General features: G+C 38.3%; 16 protein-coding genes. 11 read left to right on the forward strand and 5 right to left on the reverse strand.

Annotated elements, in window-relative coordinates; genetic code table 11:
* Positions 1-3: 3 nt before the first annotated feature.
* From ABE954_RS07380 to ABE954_RS07390, 3 genes are read right to left on the reverse strand one after another with little or no spacing between them, the layout of a single operon-like run.
* Positions 4-1197 (reverse strand): aminotransferase class V-fold PLP-dependent enzyme, encoded by a 1194-nt coding sequence (locus ABE954_RS07380; protein ID WP_210787188.1) that lies wholly within the window; start codon positions 1195-1197, stop codon positions 4-6.
* A 20-nt stretch (positions 1198-1217) separates the two neighbouring features.
* On the reverse strand, positions 1218-2846 hold the full coding sequence (locus ABE954_RS07385) for an OPT/YSL family transporter (RefSeq protein ID WP_042844990.1): 1629 nt from the start codon (positions 2844-2846) through the stop codon (positions 1218-1220).
* 53 nt (positions 2847-2899) lie between these two features.
* Positions 2900-3613, reverse strand: a complete 714-nt coding sequence (locus tag ABE954_RS07390; protein ID WP_164975506.1) for an IclR family transcriptional regulator — start codon at positions 3611-3613, stop codon at positions 2900-2902.
* 652 nt (positions 3614-4265) lie between these two features.
* Here ABE954_RS07390 and galE point away from each other — a divergent pair.
* The 6 genes from galE to ABE954_RS07420 all read left to right on the forward strand — a co-directional run bounded on the left by galE (position 4266) and on the right by ABE954_RS07420 (position 11766).
* On the forward strand, positions 4266-5291 hold the full coding sequence (gene galE, locus ABE954_RS07395) for a UDP-glucose 4-epimerase GalE (protein ID WP_131680639.1): 1026 nt from the start codon (positions 4266-4268) through the stop codon (positions 5289-5291).
* Positions 5292-5303: 12 nt separating this feature from the next.
* Entirely contained in the window at positions 5304-6356 is a 1053-nt protein-coding gene (locus tag ABE954_RS07400; RefSeq protein ID WP_048607805.1) for a UDP-glucose--hexose-1-phosphate uridylyltransferase, read from the forward strand.
* Between the two features lie 93 nt (positions 6357-6449).
* Positions 6450-7610, forward strand: a complete 1161-nt coding sequence (gene galK / locus ABE954_RS07405) for a galactokinase (RefSeq protein ID WP_042844983.1) — start codon at positions 6450-6452, stop codon at positions 7608-7610.
* A gap of 29 nt (positions 7611-7639) precedes the next feature.
* The gene (galM, locus tag ABE954_RS07410) at positions 7640-8680 is read left to right on the forward strand and encodes a galactose-1-epimerase (RefSeq protein ID WP_371025813.1); all 1041 of its coding nucleotides are present in this window, start codon (positions 7640-7642) and stop codon (positions 8678-8680) included.
* Between the two features lie 163 nt (positions 8681-8843).
* Complete coding sequence (locus tag ABE954_RS07415) at positions 8844-9848, forward strand: substrate-binding domain-containing protein (protein WP_042844978.1); 1005 nt, start codon at positions 8844-8846, stop codon at positions 9846-9848.
* A 286-nt stretch (positions 9849-10134) separates the two neighbouring features.
* Positions 10135-11766 carry a sodium/sugar symporter gene (locus ABE954_RS07420; RefSeq protein WP_042844975.1) on the forward strand — a complete coding sequence of 544 codons (1632 nt, stop codon included), beginning with the start codon at positions 10135-10137 and terminating at the stop codon, positions 11764-11766.
* A 124-nt stretch (positions 11767-11890) separates the two neighbouring features.
* On the opposite strand, the gene ABE954_RS07425 is transcribed toward ABE954_RS07420, so the two are convergent.
* Positions 11891-12805 (reverse strand): LysR family transcriptional regulator, encoded by a 915-nt coding sequence (locus tag ABE954_RS07425; RefSeq protein ID WP_042844974.1) that lies wholly within the window; start codon positions 12803-12805, stop codon positions 11891-11893.
* A 79-nt stretch (positions 12806-12884) separates the two neighbouring features.
* Between ABE954_RS07425 and ABE954_RS07430 the strand changes: the two genes are divergently transcribed.
* From ABE954_RS07430 to ABE954_RS07445, 4 genes are read left to right on the forward strand one after another with little or no spacing between them, the layout of a single operon-like run.
* Positions 12885-13763, forward strand: coding sequence for an HARLDQ motif MBL-fold protein (locus ABE954_RS07430; RefSeq protein ID WP_129466191.1), 879 nt, complete (start codon positions 12885-12887; stop codon positions 13761-13763).
* A gap of 24 nt (positions 13764-13787) precedes the next feature.
* Positions 13788-14576, forward strand: coding sequence for a MipA/OmpV family protein (locus ABE954_RS07435; protein ID WP_129466190.1), 789 nt, complete (start codon positions 13788-13790; stop codon positions 14574-14576).
* Positions 14577-14587: 11 nt separating this feature from the next.
* Positions 14588-14824 carry a hypothetical protein gene (locus ABE954_RS07440; RefSeq protein ID WP_042844971.1) on the forward strand — a complete coding sequence of 79 codons (237 nt, stop codon included), beginning with the start codon at positions 14588-14590 and terminating at the stop codon, positions 14822-14824.
* Between the two features lie 42 nt (positions 14825-14866).
* Complete coding sequence (locus tag ABE954_RS07445; RefSeq protein WP_042844968.1) at positions 14867-15253, forward strand: hypothetical protein; 387 nt, start codon at positions 14867-14869, stop codon at positions 15251-15253.
* Positions 15254-16210: 957 nt separating this feature from the next.
* Here the strand turns inward: ABE954_RS07445 and ABE954_RS07450 are convergent.
* Complete coding sequence (locus ABE954_RS07450) at positions 16211-16963, reverse strand: LexA family transcriptional regulator (RefSeq protein ID WP_071548264.1); 753 nt, start codon at positions 16961-16963, stop codon at positions 16211-16213.
* 460 nt (positions 16964-17423) lie between these two features.
* Here ABE954_RS07450 and ABE954_RS07455 point away from each other — a divergent pair, with 460 nt between their 5' ends.
* Entirely contained in the window at positions 17424-17594 is a 171-nt protein-coding gene (locus ABE954_RS07455; protein WP_164975505.1) for a hypothetical protein, read from the forward strand.
* The last annotated feature ends 137 nt before the right edge of the window (positions 17595-17731 follow it).

Consider the following 17731-nt stretch of genomic DNA (forward strand, 5'->3'; position numbering starts at 1 on the left):
TTTTTATTCCTTTGTAATATCATTAATTGCGTTAATAAATAAATCTATTTCTTTTTCAGTATTAAAATAATGCAATGATAATCGAGCCATTCTTTCTATGTTATAGAACTGCAAAATTGCCGTTGCCATAAAATGCCCTGATTCAATAATGATATTTTTAGCTTCTAATTTTTGCATTAATAAATCAGAGGAAATACCCTTAATGTTAAATGGAATTATTCCTATACGCTGATTGCTATTATCTGGACCATATATTTCAATATTTGGAATTGTGGCTAATTTCTGCATAGCATATTGTGTGAGGGTTTGATTACGTATTTCAATTTGCTCGATACCTAATTGGGATGCATAGTCTAATGCAGAGTTCAAACTGATAATTGCAGGGATATTTGGGCAACCTGCTTCAAAACGTTTAGCGGTCTTGGGTAATATCACCGTACCTGTTTTAGGGTCGATGCTACTATTCCACCAACCAACTAGCATTGGGGTTAATAAGGGGATTAACGACTCACGGACAAAACATATCCCACTGCCTTCGATTGCTCTTAAGCCTTTTCGTCCACAAAAGGACATAAAATCACATTGCCAACTTTGAACATTAACACGATACATTCCAATAGCCTGAGAGGCACTGACATGGCTTAATACCTTATACTTTTGGGCTATTTCACAGATAGCCTGCACAGGTTGCATAACGCCAGTTATATTAGATAATGCCACAAAACTGATGAGTTTCGTTTTGGGGGTAATGGCGCATTCTATGGATGCGGGAGAAATAACCCCTTGCTTATCGGCTTGAACAGTAACAATTTTTATTCCTTTTTCTTCTGCTAGCAATTGCCATATTGAAATATTACTGAGCATTTCGGTATCCGGGATAATAACTTCATCACCTGCTTGCCATGAAATACCTCTAGCAATTAAACAAATGGACTCTGTACCATTTTTAGTGAATGCAATTTCATTTTCTTTAGCACCAATAAACGTGGCCATTTTTTTCCGGCAAACTTCGACCTGCTGGTATGTTGCTTTGCGAAAACTTGGCAGATAGATACCTTGTTCTGCTGTTTTGTCGAGGTAGGCCTTTACCGCATCAATGACCGGTTTGGGTGGGGGGGCTGCGGCTCCAGTATCGAAATAGACGTAGTTTTGTGAGACTAGGGTATCTTGCTGTGCTTGTTGCCATATATTCATCATAATTATATTCCTATTGAAAACTATCGAGCCCATAGGGAAAGCAGTTTTGCTTTTATCGTTGGAAGAAAGGCTTTGGCGGTGGAATAGAGCGCATCACCGGCAATGAGTCCTCCAGCGAAAGTTGAAATTTTATCTGAGCTAATATTAAAGAAGCGTTGTATGATGACCCGCACGGCGAGCGCTACGAGAACGGTCCAACCTGCAATGGGGTAGTTGATCATCAAGCCTGTTGAAAAAAGAACACCAATTTGGTTTTTTGCCCCGCCAATTAATTGAATAACAGCCCCAGGAATGGCCCACAGTAACAACATCATTGCGACATCAGATGAACTGCCTGCTTGAATTGTTGCCGCATAGAGTCGAGAGGCAGGGACAATTTTGTCTTGCTGAAAATAGAAATCATAAGTCAGTGCAACAACGACTAAGGCACAGGAAAAACCAATAATAGAGGCAAAATATTGTTGCTTTCGGCCATAGCGCTCAACATTTGGGTTTTTGCCGTTACCGCGGATCATAAACCCAGTCTTTAAGTCAAACCCCATATCTGCGAATGCAGGGCCAGTGGCGACACAGAACCCAACTAATACAGCTAATGCTTCAGGGGGAAAACCAATAAGGATACCTATCATTAATGAGATAAGCGCAGCTGCCGTCGCTGGAAACCAACCTGAATGCATGGCAGCCATCCCCACAATCATCTCTTGAATCAAAGCTGCTAGGGTAGCAAAAATAAGGAATCCGATGAGTTGTGGCAATGTCATCGTCACAAAAATTTGGCTAATAAAGGTTAAGGCGAGGGCGGTGAGAAAGTAGAAAATAGCCCCTTTAATTAGTGTTGATTTAATACGGCGGCTACTTTGAATAAGTTCTTCACTTTCTTTAATTCGCTGATCCGTTTCTTTTTTATTACGAAAAACAATGGCACCTATTTGAATGAGTGCGACAATTCCTGCCCCAATCATTACACCGTGAGGGACATAGTGTTCATATAAATTATAACTAATTAGACCCGATTCAGAAAAACCACGAATAAGTAAGCCAATAGCAAACATGAATAATGCAAAGATACTACCGATTAAAGCGATACCTGCGGAGGCCATAGGGATGCCAAATCCCGCACCGATTGCGCCTGCAGCAAAGCCTGTTAATAGAGCACCTAGTCTTTTGCCACCTTTATTTCCTGCCCATAGTGTTTCTGCTGTTGCAACGCCAGCAGGCCAAGAGGCACTCGCTGGGTATGCGCGAGTATTAAATAATCCGTATAATATTGTGCCATCAATAATAATAGCCACAAATGCACCAGCCATCATAGGGTAAATTAATTCAGGCATACCGAGCACCCAAGGGACACCGATTGAGACCATCAATCCATTCGCTGCGGCAAAGGTGGCGGCTGAAATACTGGTTTGAATTAAATTTTGAGCATCTATAAATTTAAATGAAGAAAAAATTGAAAATGGTAATCTTGATAATAATATAGCTAATACAGCGCCAATAATTGAGGTGTTCGCCGATATTCCTAGTGTGACAATAATTTGTATACCGATAATAGCACCAACAAATGATAATATAATTATTGCAATAAGCAGTGCTGGAGAAAAAATAGATACACGTACCTCAGTATCATTTTTATCATGAGATATATTCATAGAGTTACCTATTTTAATATTGAATTATATTTATTTTTTATATTTCTCCATATTTAAAATATGGCAGATAACTTGCTTGCTGTAGATTTTAATAATGGATAATATTCAGTTAAATTTTTACTTTGGCTTGAGGCAGCAATACATAAAGAGCCTAACACCCCTTTTTCAAATGAAAAAATAGGTACTGATAACCCTTGAGTCCCTGCAAGGTAAGCTTCTTTTGAATAGGCATAGCCTTCATCCGCGTAAAGTTTCAATTGATGTTTTAATTCCAAATCATTTTGTAAATTGTGTTTTAAAAGATAATCCTCAATATAAGTCACATCCATTGAACTTAAGATAATTTGTGTAAAAGGCGCTTCGTGTAATGACAAGGCCTCACCTTCTTTTGAGGTAAAGCGTATTAGGTGGTCATTTTCTAAAATAAAATTACAAATGGCGATATCGTTATAGCGACGATAAATAAAAATAGTTTCATGCGTTTTGCTGGCTAATGGCTGGAGGTAATCATTAGCCAACTGAGAAAATTGCCGTGTATTATTTGCTATGTGGCCAATTTCGATGCAGCGTAAGCCCAATAAGTACTCTTTACTGTTATTTTTTTGTAGAAACCCTTGCTCCTCTAAAAGGTTAAACCCACGTTGCACCATTGAGGGGCTTTTACCGATATGACGAGCCAGTTCACGCACTCCCCATATTGGTTTATCAATTGAAAAATGGTCTAGCAGAGTTAAAACAAACCCTGCGGATTGTAACTGATTACTCATGCTTCCCCCTGTGTGCATTAAATTAAACGGTATTATTGTTATTTTTCGTTCCTTTATCAGGAACAGTGTTCCGCTTATCGATGCAAATATATTTAGATGAAATAACATACAAAGTAAATGATTTGTTGCCACAGTGTTAAGTTGGTCACTGAATCAATTGTGATCATTCATCAAAATAAGAGTTATTTTGATGTAATATGTTGATTTTTATATTTAATTATATGGTTGTAGACTGTTCCTAGTAGCGAAACAGTGAGTGGGAGCGTTGATATATGAGATGAATGGCATAAATCATCAAACAAGAATGGTGGTGACTAAACGTTATTCATAATGTGGTTGGGGGGGAACCCTAATACACTGATTTCGACGCGGTTGAATATTTTTTCGTCATAATAATATTCATAAAGTAACTTATTAGAGTCACAAAGTTACTCTGTGCTTTTTTATCCAAATCATTATCCTCGATTGGCATCTTATTTTTTCAATTTTTTTCAATTCTCATGACATTCATCGGTTCTTTGCTATTTTTGTGTAAACGTTTACACTAAATCGAGTTTGATCACAGAATTGGATATCAACTCGTTGGTATACTCGCCCACAACGGCAAGCTGAAAGGCAAATATGAAATTGAAGGCGTACTAAGGAGTGAAACATGCAGCAGGGTGAAATATTCGTCACTGGGGGATTGGGTTATATTGGTAGTCATACTTGTGTCCAATTAATAAAAGCTGGATTACTTCCTGTTATTGTTGATAATTTACATAATGCTAAATTGGAAGTGCTTAATCGCATTGAACAATTAACTGGGGTGAGGCCGGTTTTTTATCACTGTGATATTCGAGATGAACCGGCTATTAAATCTATTTTTAGCGCCCATCAATTTCGTTCAGTTATTCATTTTGCAGGGTTAAAAGCGGTTGGCGAATCAGTTAAAAAACCCATTGAATATTATGATGTTAATGTCAATGGCACATTGGTTTTAGCTCGTTGTATGAATGAAGCTAACGTAAAAAGCTTAATTTTCAGCTCTTCTGCTACCGTTTATGGGGAACCTAGCACATTACCCATTACAGAAAACTTCCCAACAGGTAACACGCAAAGCCCTTATGGCACCAGTAAATACATGGTTGAGCGTTGCTTATCTGACCTTTATCACGCCGATAATTCGTGGTCGATTTCCTTATTACGCTATTTTAACCCTGTGGGTGCACATTCATCAGGCCTGATGGGGGAAGACCCTCAAGGTGTGCCAAATAATTTAACACCTTATATTACACAGGTTGCGGTAGGAAAAAGGGATAAACTAGCAATTTATGGAAACGATTACCCTACTGTTGATGGGACTGGCGTTCGTGATTACATCCATGTAATGGATTTAGCCGATGGGCATGTTGCTACATTGCAAGGAGTCGGTCAGCAAGCAGGGTTACATATCTATAACTTGGGAACCGGAAATGGCTTCAGTGTACTGCAAGTGTTGCAGGCGTTTGAAAGAGCCGTTGGGAAGCCTATTCCTTATACTATCCAACCTCGTCGTGCTGGGGACATCGCAGAGTATTGGTCTACCCCTGAAAAAGCGTATCGTGAATTAGGTTGGCAAGCGGTGCGTACCCTTGATGATATGGCCGCAGACAGTTGGCGTTGGCAAGTAAATAACCCTAATGGATACAATAAATAGGAGATTGATAGCATGAATAAGATGCCATTTAACCCCTCAGATTGCCCTCATCGCCGTTATAACCCGTTGACGGGGCAATGGGTTTTGGTTTCACCTCATCGAGCAAAGCGCCCATGGAGTGGTCAAGATGAAAAGCCGTCAATAACAGACTTGCCTGAATACGATAAAAATTGTTTTCTGTGCCCAACAAATACTCGTGTTTCAGGCGAGGTAAACCCTAACTATCAAGGTACTTATGTTTTTCAAAATGATCACGGTGCTTTGTTAGAGCAAGCCTGTGCTCAGCCAGAAAACCAGTCAGCGTTATTTCAAACTCAATCAGTCAGAGGCGTTAGCCGAGTCATTTGTTTTTCACCAGATCACAGTAAAACGCTACCTGAGCTTTCACTTCCAGAAATTGAAAAGGTGGTGGAAACATGGCAACAGCAGGTTACGGAACTCAGTAAACAATTTACTTGGGTTCAGGTATTTGAAAATAAAGGTGAAATCATGGGGTGCTCTCAACCGCACCCTCATGGGCAGATTTGGGCGAGTGATTTTCTGCCAAATGAAATCGAACGAAAAGACCATTTTTTAGCACAATACTATCAGCGCCATGGCAGTAATCTACTGATGGATTATGTCAATGCAGAACAAAAATCTGGTGCGCGTACTGTGGTGGAAACAGAGTATTGGATAGCAGTTGTACCTTATTGGGCCGCTTGGCCGTTTGAAACGATGCTGTTACCTAAACAACCGATTAGGCGCATGGATGAAATGAATGAGACCGTCCGTACAGACTTGAGTTTGGCGCTAAAAAAACTGACTTGCCGCTACGACAATTTATTTCAGTGTTCCTTCCCTTATTCGATGGGGTGGCACTTTGCCCCTTATTTTAAACCACATAAAGATATTGAACATTGGCAATTACATGCGTTGTTTTATCCGCCGCTATTGCGTTCTGCAACGGTCAAAAAATTTATGGTGGGTTATGAAATGTTAGCTGAAACCCAGCGTGACCTAACGCCAGAACAGGCAGCCCAGCGTTTAAGAGAGGTTAGCGAAATACATTACAAGCAACGCTAAACCTAACGAAATAGTTAAGGAATTATTCAAATTAATATTTGCTTGGATTTTATTGTTCGAGTAAATCAATTTTACGATTAAGGAAAGCAAACAATGGAAATGCTGAAAAAAACGGTTGCTAATTCATTCGAGAAAACCTTTGGTTATCCAGCGAATATTTATGTTCAGGCTCCAGGGCGAGTGAATCTGATTGGTGAACACACAGACTATAATGACGGTTTTGTGCTGCCGTGTGCCATTAATTACCTAACAATGACTGCGGCGGCAAAACGTGATGACCGTATTATTCGAGTAGTTGCTGCCGATTATAATAATGATTGTGACGAGTTTAGCCTAGACCAAGAAATTACATTTTTACCTGAAAAAATGTGGGCCAATTATATTCGCGGTGTAATTAAGTTCTTGTTGCAACGTGGGTTTAAGTTTAACGGATGTGATATCGCAGTCAGTGGCAATGTACCGCAAGGAGCGGGGTTAAGTTCTTCAGCTTCATTAGAAGTGGTTATAGGGCAAACAATGAAGGCCTTGTATCAATTAGATATTAGTCAGCAAGATATTGCGCTGAATGGTCAACAGGCGGAAAACCAATTTGTCGGTTGTAACTGTGGCATCATGGACCAATTAATTTCAGCCTGTGGTGATGAGGGGCATGCCTTATTGATTGATTGTCGTAGTTTGGATTTACTGGCAATTTCTATCCCTGACGACCTAGTTGTGATGATAATCAATTCAAATAAACAACGGGGGCTAGTGGGAAGTGAATACAATACTCGGCGTAAACAATGTGAAGAAGCTGCTGAGCGCTTGGCTGTAAAGGCATTGCGTGACGTGACCTATGATGAGTTTTTGCAAAAACAACATCAATTACCGCCATTAGTTGCCAAACGGGCTAAGCATGTGATTAGTGAAAATGAGCGTACACAGTTAGCCGCAATCGCGTTGACACAAAATGATTTACCCTTGTTAAGCCAATTGATGGAGCAATCACATATTTCCATGCGCGATGATTTTGAAATCACCGTGAAAGAGATTGATACATTAGTCGACATTGTGAAATCTATTTTAGGGGCTCAAGGTGGTGTGCGTATGACCGGTGGTGGTTTTGGAGGCTGTGTGGTGGCCTTAATGCAACAACAACTTGTGCAACCAGTGATTGAGGCTGTTGAAGCCCAATATTCTAAAATGACAGGCTTACAGGCGGATATTTATGTTTGTCAGCCAAGTGCCGGCGCTGGCGTAGTGAGTTTGAGTTGATCATAGAACCTGACAAATTGAGGGAAAAAATGCAATTTACTCACGAGCAACGTCTTGTGTTACAAGCCGCTAAAATTATTGAGCTAACCAATCAAAATGGTATGAAAATTACTTTGACGAACCTGGGGGCAAGCTGGATGAGCTGTATCTTACCCTTAGCAAGTGGTCAGCGTGATGTTATTTTAGGTTCGCCAAATATTGCGCAGCAGATGCAGCAGACGGTTTATTTAGGGGCTACAGTGGGCCGTGTTGCCAACCGAATCGCGAACGCACAATTTTCGATTGATGGTGAAAATTATAAAGTGTCTAGTAATCAAGGAATGCATTGTTTACATGGGGGGGAAGATAATTTCAGTTATCGGGTTTGGGCTATTTCACAGCGTCATGCTCAACAGGTGGTGTTTACTCTGATTTCCCCTCATGGTGACCAAGGCTTTCCCGGTGAGTTGCGAGTCGATACGAGTTATGAATTAACAGATGAAAATCAGGTCATTATTCGTTATCAGTACCAAACATCGGCAACTTGCCCTGTGAACTTGACTAACCATACCTACTTTAACCTTGCTGGGGAAAATACGGAAAAAACGTTATTTGAGCACGAGCTTAAAATCCACAGTAACGATTATGTACCGACAAACAAAGACGGGGTGCCAACAGGGGCGTGGCGCGGTGTTACTGGCAGCTATTTTGATTTTCGCCAAGGAAAGCCAATTGGCCGTGGTTTTTTACAAGATGAAGACCAAATAATGGTTGGGGGATATGACCATACGTTTATCCTTGATAGCACTCGTATTGATGGGAAGCAAACGGTCGCTTCACTTCGTGCACCTGCGGGGGATGTTCAGATGAATATTTCAACAACCATGCCAGCAATGCAATTATATACAGGGAATTATTTGACTTCTGTCGCGGGAAAAACAAAGGAATATACCCCGTTTTCTGGCGTTGCATTTGAAACTCAATTTCCACCTGATGCGGTAAACCACCCTGAATGGGGGGCTAAATACAGCCCAATTTCATACTCAAATCAACGCTATACTAGCGAAACATGCTATCAATTTATTTTTTAATGTATTATTTCGCATAATTATTAACACCGCAGTGATGCGGTGTTTTGCTATTTAGGCATGAATAATCCGTTGTTTTCATTTAAATGATTTTAATATGCGTTATGCCATTGTTTTTAATCCTAGCTCATTGTTTAATAAGCCATCCTAATTGTAGAGGTATACGATGGCGACAATCAAAGATGTAGCAAAAGAAGCCGGCGTTTCTGTTGCAACGGTTTCACGGGTGATCAACCAATCGCCGAAAGCGAGTCAAGCTTCTATTGCATCAGTAAAAAGTGCAATGAATAAGTTGGGTTACCGGCCAAATGCTGCTGCTCGTGCATTAGTGAACCAAAGTTCTAATACAATAGGTGTACTGGTTAATGATGTATCCGACCCATTTTTTGGGGTAATGGTTAAAGCCGTTGATGGCGTTGCTCATCGAAATGGCAAACATATTTTGATTTGCAATGGTTATCATAATGCCAAAGAAGAGCGCCAATCTATTGAGTTATTGATCAATAACCGCTGTGATGCATTGATTATTCATTCAAAAGCCCTTTCGGATGATGAACTGATTGGATACGCGAAAGAAGTTCCGAGTATGGTGCTGATTAATCGGCATATTGATGAAATCGCTCACCGTTGTATTTCATTAAATAACTATAAAGGGGCATATTTAGCGACTGAACATCTAATTCGTCATGGGCATACTAAAATCGCTTATATTTCTTCAAATCATCAAATTGAGGATGCGGTACAGCGCTTAATGGGCTATCGCGATGCGTTAAAAAATAATGGTATTATTCTTTCAGAAAGTTATGTCGAATATGGTGTCCCTTACGGTGAAGGCGGGGAACAAGCAATGACTAATTTGCTAACCAAGTCATTGGAGATCACCGCCGTGGTTGGCTATAACGATTTTATGGCAGCAGGGGCGATTGCCGTATTGGATGAAAATGAAATTCACTCACCAGAACAGGTTTCAGTAATTGGTTTTGATGATGTTTTGATTGCTCGGTATATTCACCCGCGTTTAACCACTGTACGTTATCCTATTCAAATGATGGCTGAAAAAGCAACGCAATTAGCCCTCTCTTTAGCTCGGGGTGAAAAAATCTTAGGGGATAGCTTAATTTACTCCCCGACCTTAGTTCAGCGCAATTCCGTTCGACCATTGCATTCTTAGTGGTAATGCCATTAGAGCCATGAATTGAGCACTCATTCACTTTTTATGTAAACGTTATCATTTATTTTTGATGGTCATCACGTATTTTAGATTTTAGCCTGCTGACTTTCAGATTCTCTCTGTTATTTATGCCCTTTATGACGCGATTTCTAGGTTTAAATCTAATGTTTAGTTAATTCAGTGAATATTCTTAAGAATATTGTGAAAATATGTGATTTAAGTAACGGTGATTATTTGTGGTAACGTTTACACTAACTTCGTTATCATTTGGCGAAGGAATTTTATTATGCAGACAGAAGGGGTTGGACTAAGCACTTTAGACTACGGGATCTTCATCCTGTACGTGCTTGTTATTATTAGTGTTGGGCTCTGGGTATCACGAGATAAAAACGGGCAAAAAAAAGGAACTAAAGATTATTTTTTGGCAGGTAAAACATTGCCTTGGTGGGCTATCGGTTCATCATTAATTGCAGCAAATATATCCGCAGAACAATTTATCGGCATGTCTGGATCAGGCTTTTCGATTGGTCTGGCAATTGCATCCTACGAATGGATGGCGGCACTTACCTTGATTATTGTCGCTAAGTATTTTATGCCTGTGTTTATTGATAAAGGTATTTATACTATTCCTGAATTTGTTGAAAAACGCTTTAATAAAACATTAAAAACCATTTTAGCGGTATTCTGGCTAGCATTATTTATCTTTGTTAACTTAACCTCAGTCCTATATTTAGGTGCGTTAGCGTTACAAACAATCCTAGGTATACCAATGAATTATGCTATTTTTGGTTTAGCATTATTTGCGGTAATTTACTCCCTCTATGGTGGCTTATCCGCAGTAGCATGGACCGATGTCGTGCAAGTATTCTTCCTGATTTTAGGTGGCTTGTTAACGACAATTATGGCAGTGAGTTATATTGGTGGGGACGCCGGTTTGTTTGCTGGAATGAGCCGTATGGCAAGCGAAGCGCCTACTCATTTTGAAATGATCCTAAGCCAAGATAACCCTCAGTTTAGTAATTTACCGGGGATAGCCGTGTTAATCGGTGGCTTATGGGTTGCCAACTTATACTATTGGGGCTTTAACCAATATATCATTCAGCGTGCATTAGCCGCTAAATCCATCAATGAAGCTCAAAAAGGGTTAGTATTTGCTGCGTTTCTAAAACTTATTGTACCGATTTTAGTTGTTGTGCCTGGTATCGCTGCTTTTGTGATAGTTTCAGACCCTGCATTGCTTGCTGGTTTGGGGACTATGGCACAAGAACATATACCGACATTAGCGCAAGCGGATAAAGCTTATCCGTGGCTAACCCAGTTCTTACCTGTAGGCGCGAAAGGGGTAGTATTCGCAGCATTAGCAGCCGCTATCGTATCGTCTTTAGCTTCTATGTTGAACTCTGTAGCGACTATCTTCACCATGGATATCTATAAGGAATATATTGCACCTGCAACAACGGACCATAAATTGGTTAATGTTGGCCGAGTCAGTGCGGTTGTTGCATTGATCATCGCCTGCTTTATTGCACCATTACTGGGTAATATTGGGCAAGCTTTCCAATATATACAGGAATATACAGGCTTAGTGAGCCCTGGGATCTTAGCGGTATTCTTGTTAGGTTTATTCTGGAAGAAAACAAATGCGAAAGGCGCGATCATCGGGGTATTATTGTCTATTCCATTTGCTTTATTCTTGAAATTAATGCCATTAGGTATGCCTTTCCTTGATCAAATGATGTACACCTTCTTCTTTACTGCTGTAGTGATCGGGTTGATTAGCCTTACAACGGCAAAAGGGGATGATTGTGATGGCGCTATTATTTTAACTTCCGAGACCTTTAAAACGTCAACAGGTTTCAATATTTCCGCTTACGTTATTATGGTTGTTTTGTGTGTTTTATACGCACTTTTCTGGTAACGCCATAGCATTATTAAACTCACCATTAAAATGATAACAAAAGGCGGGATATTCCCGCCTTACTTATTTTTACTCGCTTGGATAGCGATTTTATATACTTTTATTAACAGATGCTCTGATATCGTTATAAATTAGTCGTCTTATAATACGATTCTATTTTGGATTTAAGTGACGCAACAATTTTTTTCTTCCAAGGTTGCATTGATTTTCTGTGCATCATAAATAAATTACCAATGGCAAGGCTATCAGTAAGCTTCGTTTGGTAAATGGTATGTTTTAGTGACTGATTTTCTAGCCAAGGTTCTGGCACAATCGCTAAATATGGGCTGCTATTTATTGCTGATATCACTTGCGAATATTCTGGGCATTTAAAGCCAATAGTTCTAAATAAACCTCTTCGACGTAATTGCCTATCTAGTTCGTTGTCATCTTGGGGCCAAGGTAAACAATAGACATGTTTATAAGATACGAGTTGTTCAAGGCTTAATTCTTTAACGTGCTCTAAAGCTGGTCTTAATGGCGCTCCGTAGATAATGACTAATCGGCTAATACCTATAGTTTCAAATTTTAGCGACGATACAGGGCTTTGATCTCCACCGACAGCAAAGACTAAATCAATGGTGCCATCAAGCACTTCTTCACGCCAAGACCGCCTTTGGTATGGAATACATTCCGCGTAAAAATCTAACTTGAAAGACAGTTCTGATAAAGGAGAGGTCATAATATCCATCAATGCTGGGGGGCAGACAATTTTGAAACTTCTTGAGCCATCAATGGAATCTGTAAATAAATCATCATTCAAGGAAATAAAAAGGGGAACGAGTTTCGCTTTAAGTGTTAAAGCAAATGGGGTTGGAACTTGAAGATTATTTTCTCGTTTAAATAACGGGTCACCCAACGCTGAGCGTAGCCGACTCAATGCGTGGCTGACCGCGGAAGATGAAATACCCAGTTTAGAAGCTGCTTCCTTGGTACTTCCTGTTAAAAGTAATGCATAGAGAACTTTGAGAAGATTAAAATCAAATTGAGCTAGGTTCATTTTGTACCAATATTAATGAGCAGAATTCAATTTACTTATATTATCATCTTGTTTCGATGATAAACAAGTAACGGTATTCATGAAACAGTTAAAATTAATAGTATTGCTCTGCATGCAAGGGTTAGTCGTGCAACCTATGGCTTATGCTTCATTACATCCTGAGCAACCATTATCTGTCGCTCCACCTAAAAGTGTCTTTATGGAATGGGCAAAGCCTATTGCACCTTTCAAAATAGCCCCTCAAGTTTGGTATGTTGGAACGACAAATTTAACGTCTATATTGATCACAACAAATAAAGGTCATGTACTCATTGATGCGGGCTTAAATGAAAGCGCAGAGTTAATTCAAAGTAATATTGAAAAACTAGGGTTTAATATTAGGGATATCAAATATATTTTGAACAGCCATGCTAGGTTGGATCAGGCGGGTGGGATAGCTAAATTAAAAAAAATAAGTGGTGCAAAGGTCGTTTCGAATAAACTCAATGCTGAGCAATTGGCTTTAGGTGGAGCAGATGATTTTGCATTAGGTGATGCATTATTATTTCCTTCAGTTAAAACAGATTTACTCTTAAATGATAATGAATCATTTAGTCTTGATGGTGTAACTTTTACTATATTATTAACGCCAGGGCATTTACCGGGAAGTACGTCATGGAAGATAAAACTAAATAATAATGACACACTGATATATGCAGATAGCCTAGCAACTCCTGGCTATTATTTAATTAATAATCTGAATTATCCAGAAATTATTGAAGACCTCCAGTATAGCTATCAGGTTTTGTATGATCAAAAGGTAGATATATTTATTGCAAGTAAGGGAGATAAGTTTGACCTTATAGATAAACTTAAAGAATTAAATAATGGAAATGATAAGGCATTTTATGATGAAAATGGCCTTAAACGTTATGTTGAAAAATCCAAAATGTCTTTAATAAGCCAATTACATTTATAATCATGTAAATAAAGAGTGAAAATCATGACAGTTAAATATTTAGTCCCAATGTTGGGTGCTATTTTATGCACTAATTCTTTTGCCGATGAATTAATATTAGGTGCAGGTGTTGGAATGTCATCACCCTATGAAGGGTCTGATAAATATATTTTAATACCGGATGCGACGATCCAATACACAGTAGATACAAACAGTTTTGGTATATTTAGTTTGGGCACTAGTGGTGCAAAGTGGCAATATAGTCTGTTTGATAATTTTCATATAGGTGTTCTTGGCGCTTATATGCAAGGTCGAAAAGAGGAAATTGGTTTTTCTGGTAGTAAAAATAAAGACTTAAAGGGAATGGGAGACCTTAAAGGTGCTATAGCTGCGGGTTTTGAAGTGAGTTATAGTATAGAAGAGCATTCTATCTATATTAATTCATTGACGGCACTTGGACATAGGGATTATGGCGGGGTAGATGTTGATAATGCAACAAGGGTTGAGTTTGGGGTTAACTCGCATTTTGAATTAAATGATGACTGGTTTATTGATACCAATATATCCACAAGATACGTAAATAAAAATTATAACCAAGCTTACTTCGGCGTGACTGAAAAGCAGTCTCTTAAGACGGATTACGCTGTATATACCCCCAAAGCAGGTATTAAAGATGCAGGTATTCTAATCGGGTTGAACTATAGGTTGAGTGAGAATTTTTTCCTTAATTTAAAATCTGGAGGTTATTATCTATTTGGTGATGCGGCTGATAGCCCAATTACAAAACAAAAATATGGGCTAGTCAATATAATTGGTCTCTCATATACATTTTAAAGAACATGCAAATGAAAATAAATATTAAATATACTATATATGCATCAGTGTTTTTATTATGTGGATGTGTTGTAGGCCCAGGCTGGTATAAAGAAGGTGTAAATTATGAAGACTCTGAAAATGTCTTGGCAAAATGTAAATATGATATTGGTATTGCTTTAGTGAGTTCAAATGAAAGGCCAGAACTCATCGCTGAATGTATGAAGTCTCAAGGGTATAGATACAAAAACTATTCACATAGCTATTAAATTTAACTTTATATTCTATATTGTAATTTATGGTGCTAACTAATGGCACCTTTTTATTGGATAACTATGATTATTATTTTTAGTAAGTTTTTAAGAGAGTTAAATAGCAGCGGTTTGTTTGAAAATATAAACTATGACTTATACCCTAAGTTGGGAGTAATATATGGATGTGATAAAGAAAAAAGAGAAATAAAAATCACTCTTTCAACATTAAATGATAAAGAAAATAGGGTGACAATCACTGTGCAATCCGATGTTGATTGGAATAAACGAAAACAATTGCGTGCAGTACTTATTAATGAAAGTTTATATATAAGCCATGGCGACTTTATAGATAGGGTTACGCCTATTTTCATAAGGAATTATTTCTTTAAATTTGATATTATAGATTTTTTATCTATAGTAATTTGTCAAAATAGAAAAAGATAATAGGGTTAAGCGGTTATCAGTAGGAAAAGTATCGATATAGAAAAGAATGCTTATTTACCTTAAGTAAGGGGCTATTATCTCTCTGTGCATGTTGATAAATTTTACTTAATGTACTTGTTGCGCATCAGTGATACCCCTTATCAACCATGTTTTAGGTAACTATATATCAATGAAATGACACGGTAAGTGCGTTTTTTTATTTGGGTGGAGTAAAACTAACCTGCATAACGGCCTAATTGCAAAGGCTTTTTCTTACCTATAGGCTTTGATTATAGACAATAGGGCTATCTATTATTGTTACTATGTAATATATCGAGCCAGAAAGTTGCTCATCTATTTATGAATATCATTTAATTTTAAGGGTAACAGGTGGTATTTAACACAAGTTTATTTAGTTGATGAGGGGGAATATCTAGGGCTATAAGCAGTAATAACTGTACCATTTATCAATCTATTTTTCATTATCCTTGCTATATATCCTAACGTTTTCTAACGCAATTAAAATGTTACCCTAAACCGATGAAATTTAAAATTCACCATATAGAGCGTGGGCATAGACCGTTTAGGTTGTGCTTTTATTGCGGCTCCTTTAAAATAAAGTTGATCAGTGATTTATCATTGGTCTTGCCTCTTCTAGCGTTTGGTCGCGCTAGCAGAATACTCGGTTAGCTTTGGTCGGCGACCCGAGGTAAAGAAACCCATTTAGGTGGGTTTTTTTACGCCTATCAATCAACGCTTGTCAGCCCTAACTGGCTGGTCTTGCCTCTTACGTTAGCCTAACTCTTTTCCCTAGGTAGGCTGATTTTTAGGTTTGAACACTTATCTAAATACTTGCTGTGTTTGTATTAGTAGAAATAATATTAGCACCGATATTTTTATCATTCAATAGCATTGCTAATTACTTTAGGCGATAAAAAACCGAAAATATTAGCGATAGTATTTAATTGATTGTTTTGGTTAAGCAAAATCAACCATTTTTATTGGAAGAGACTTTATGACTTTACCTATTACGCGTAAATCATGCATCTCAGCTTCTTCAATATAAAAAGTTTCATAGGCAGGATTATCAGATTTGACCGCAAGCTTCCGGCCTTTAACTCGCTGTAATCGTTTTATGAATAGGGAGCTTTCAAAACTAAATACATAGACGCCATCCCCATCAAAAAAGTCACTGTGTGTATCAACGAAAACAACATCCCTAGGATTAATTGCCGGAGACATGCTATCGCCGCTGATATTAATCATCTCAATTCCTTTAAGACTTTTACGACCAAATAACTCAAAAATCTTTTCGGAAGAGAATTCTATTGATTTTATGGTGTCAGGGAAGTCATTATTAATAAAACCACCGGGACCTGCTTTTGCATATATATCCATTAATCTCAATGTGTTGTGATCGCTTCTAATCGATTGTTGTGGGTGAGTGGTATCTTCACTTCTATTTGTTGACCTGACGTAATCGAGTAAAATTTTTAATTCGGGGTTGATATCTTCAGGCTTAACACGAAGTAAAGCGGCAAATTTTAATGTGGTATCTGTATTTAACGCAGTACGGCCATTGAGATACTGGCTGACGGCTCCTTGCGTAGAAAAGCCAAGTGCCTCAGCTGCTTTTTCTTGAGTTAAGCTGAGAGATTCACGTTTGCTTTCCCAGATATTACGTAAATTTTGGGCTGCTATTTTGTCTGATTCTGAAATTTTTCTATTCATATCATCTATTTTATTTGTATTGCTAATATTATGCCACTAGTATTGCTATTATTTTTCGTCATTAGTACTGCTAATATTGAATCGTTAAGTAAAAAAGGAGCTAACAAATAAGATTAAATATTTACCTAAAAAATAACAGTAACTTAATCAGTCTGAATTTGCTCAAACCATTGGCGTGATACAGGGCCATATCAGCTAAGTCATCAAAGGTAACTCCATTCCAAAATGTTGTAAAGGCATTGGCTGGGCATCAAAAACAAACGGGTTATTAGACCACTTGCTTTATAACCCGAAGTGAGGTGATTTGATTTATCTTTTAATCGTTTAATACATCGCTTAAAAGTTGAAATATATGCACTTGGAAAAAAGAAAATCGCTCCCATCATATGGTTATATATTTTATAACGGATATAAGGCCGTCTTGTCATAAGGTTATTAGATGTCGTTAGTTGGAGTGAAAATGAAAAAATCGGTTTATAAAGCAAGTGGTTTATGGAACCAAGAATCTTTCATAACTCTTTTTGTCGCAACAAGCGAAAAAGATGTACTTTCAACAATCGTATTTTGGGCAAATCTTGGTGGCGCTCGAGTCGATGAGCTATCTATCGAGCGTTATTGCTCAGTGCATTAACCAAACTAAGATGAAGTGGCAGGCCAATGACAAAAAACAGTAACAGAACGTAAAGCTGAACAACGTAAGCGGCAAAAAGAATCAGGCATTACTGGCTGAGTTATTTCTTGGTAAGCAGGGGGTAAAAATGCTTCAAA

This window comes from Providencia sp. TYF-12 (genome assembly GCF_041344805.1).
GTDB classification, from domain to species: domain Bacteria; phylum Pseudomonadota; class Gammaproteobacteria; order Enterobacterales; family Enterobacteriaceae; genus Providencia; species Providencia huashanensis.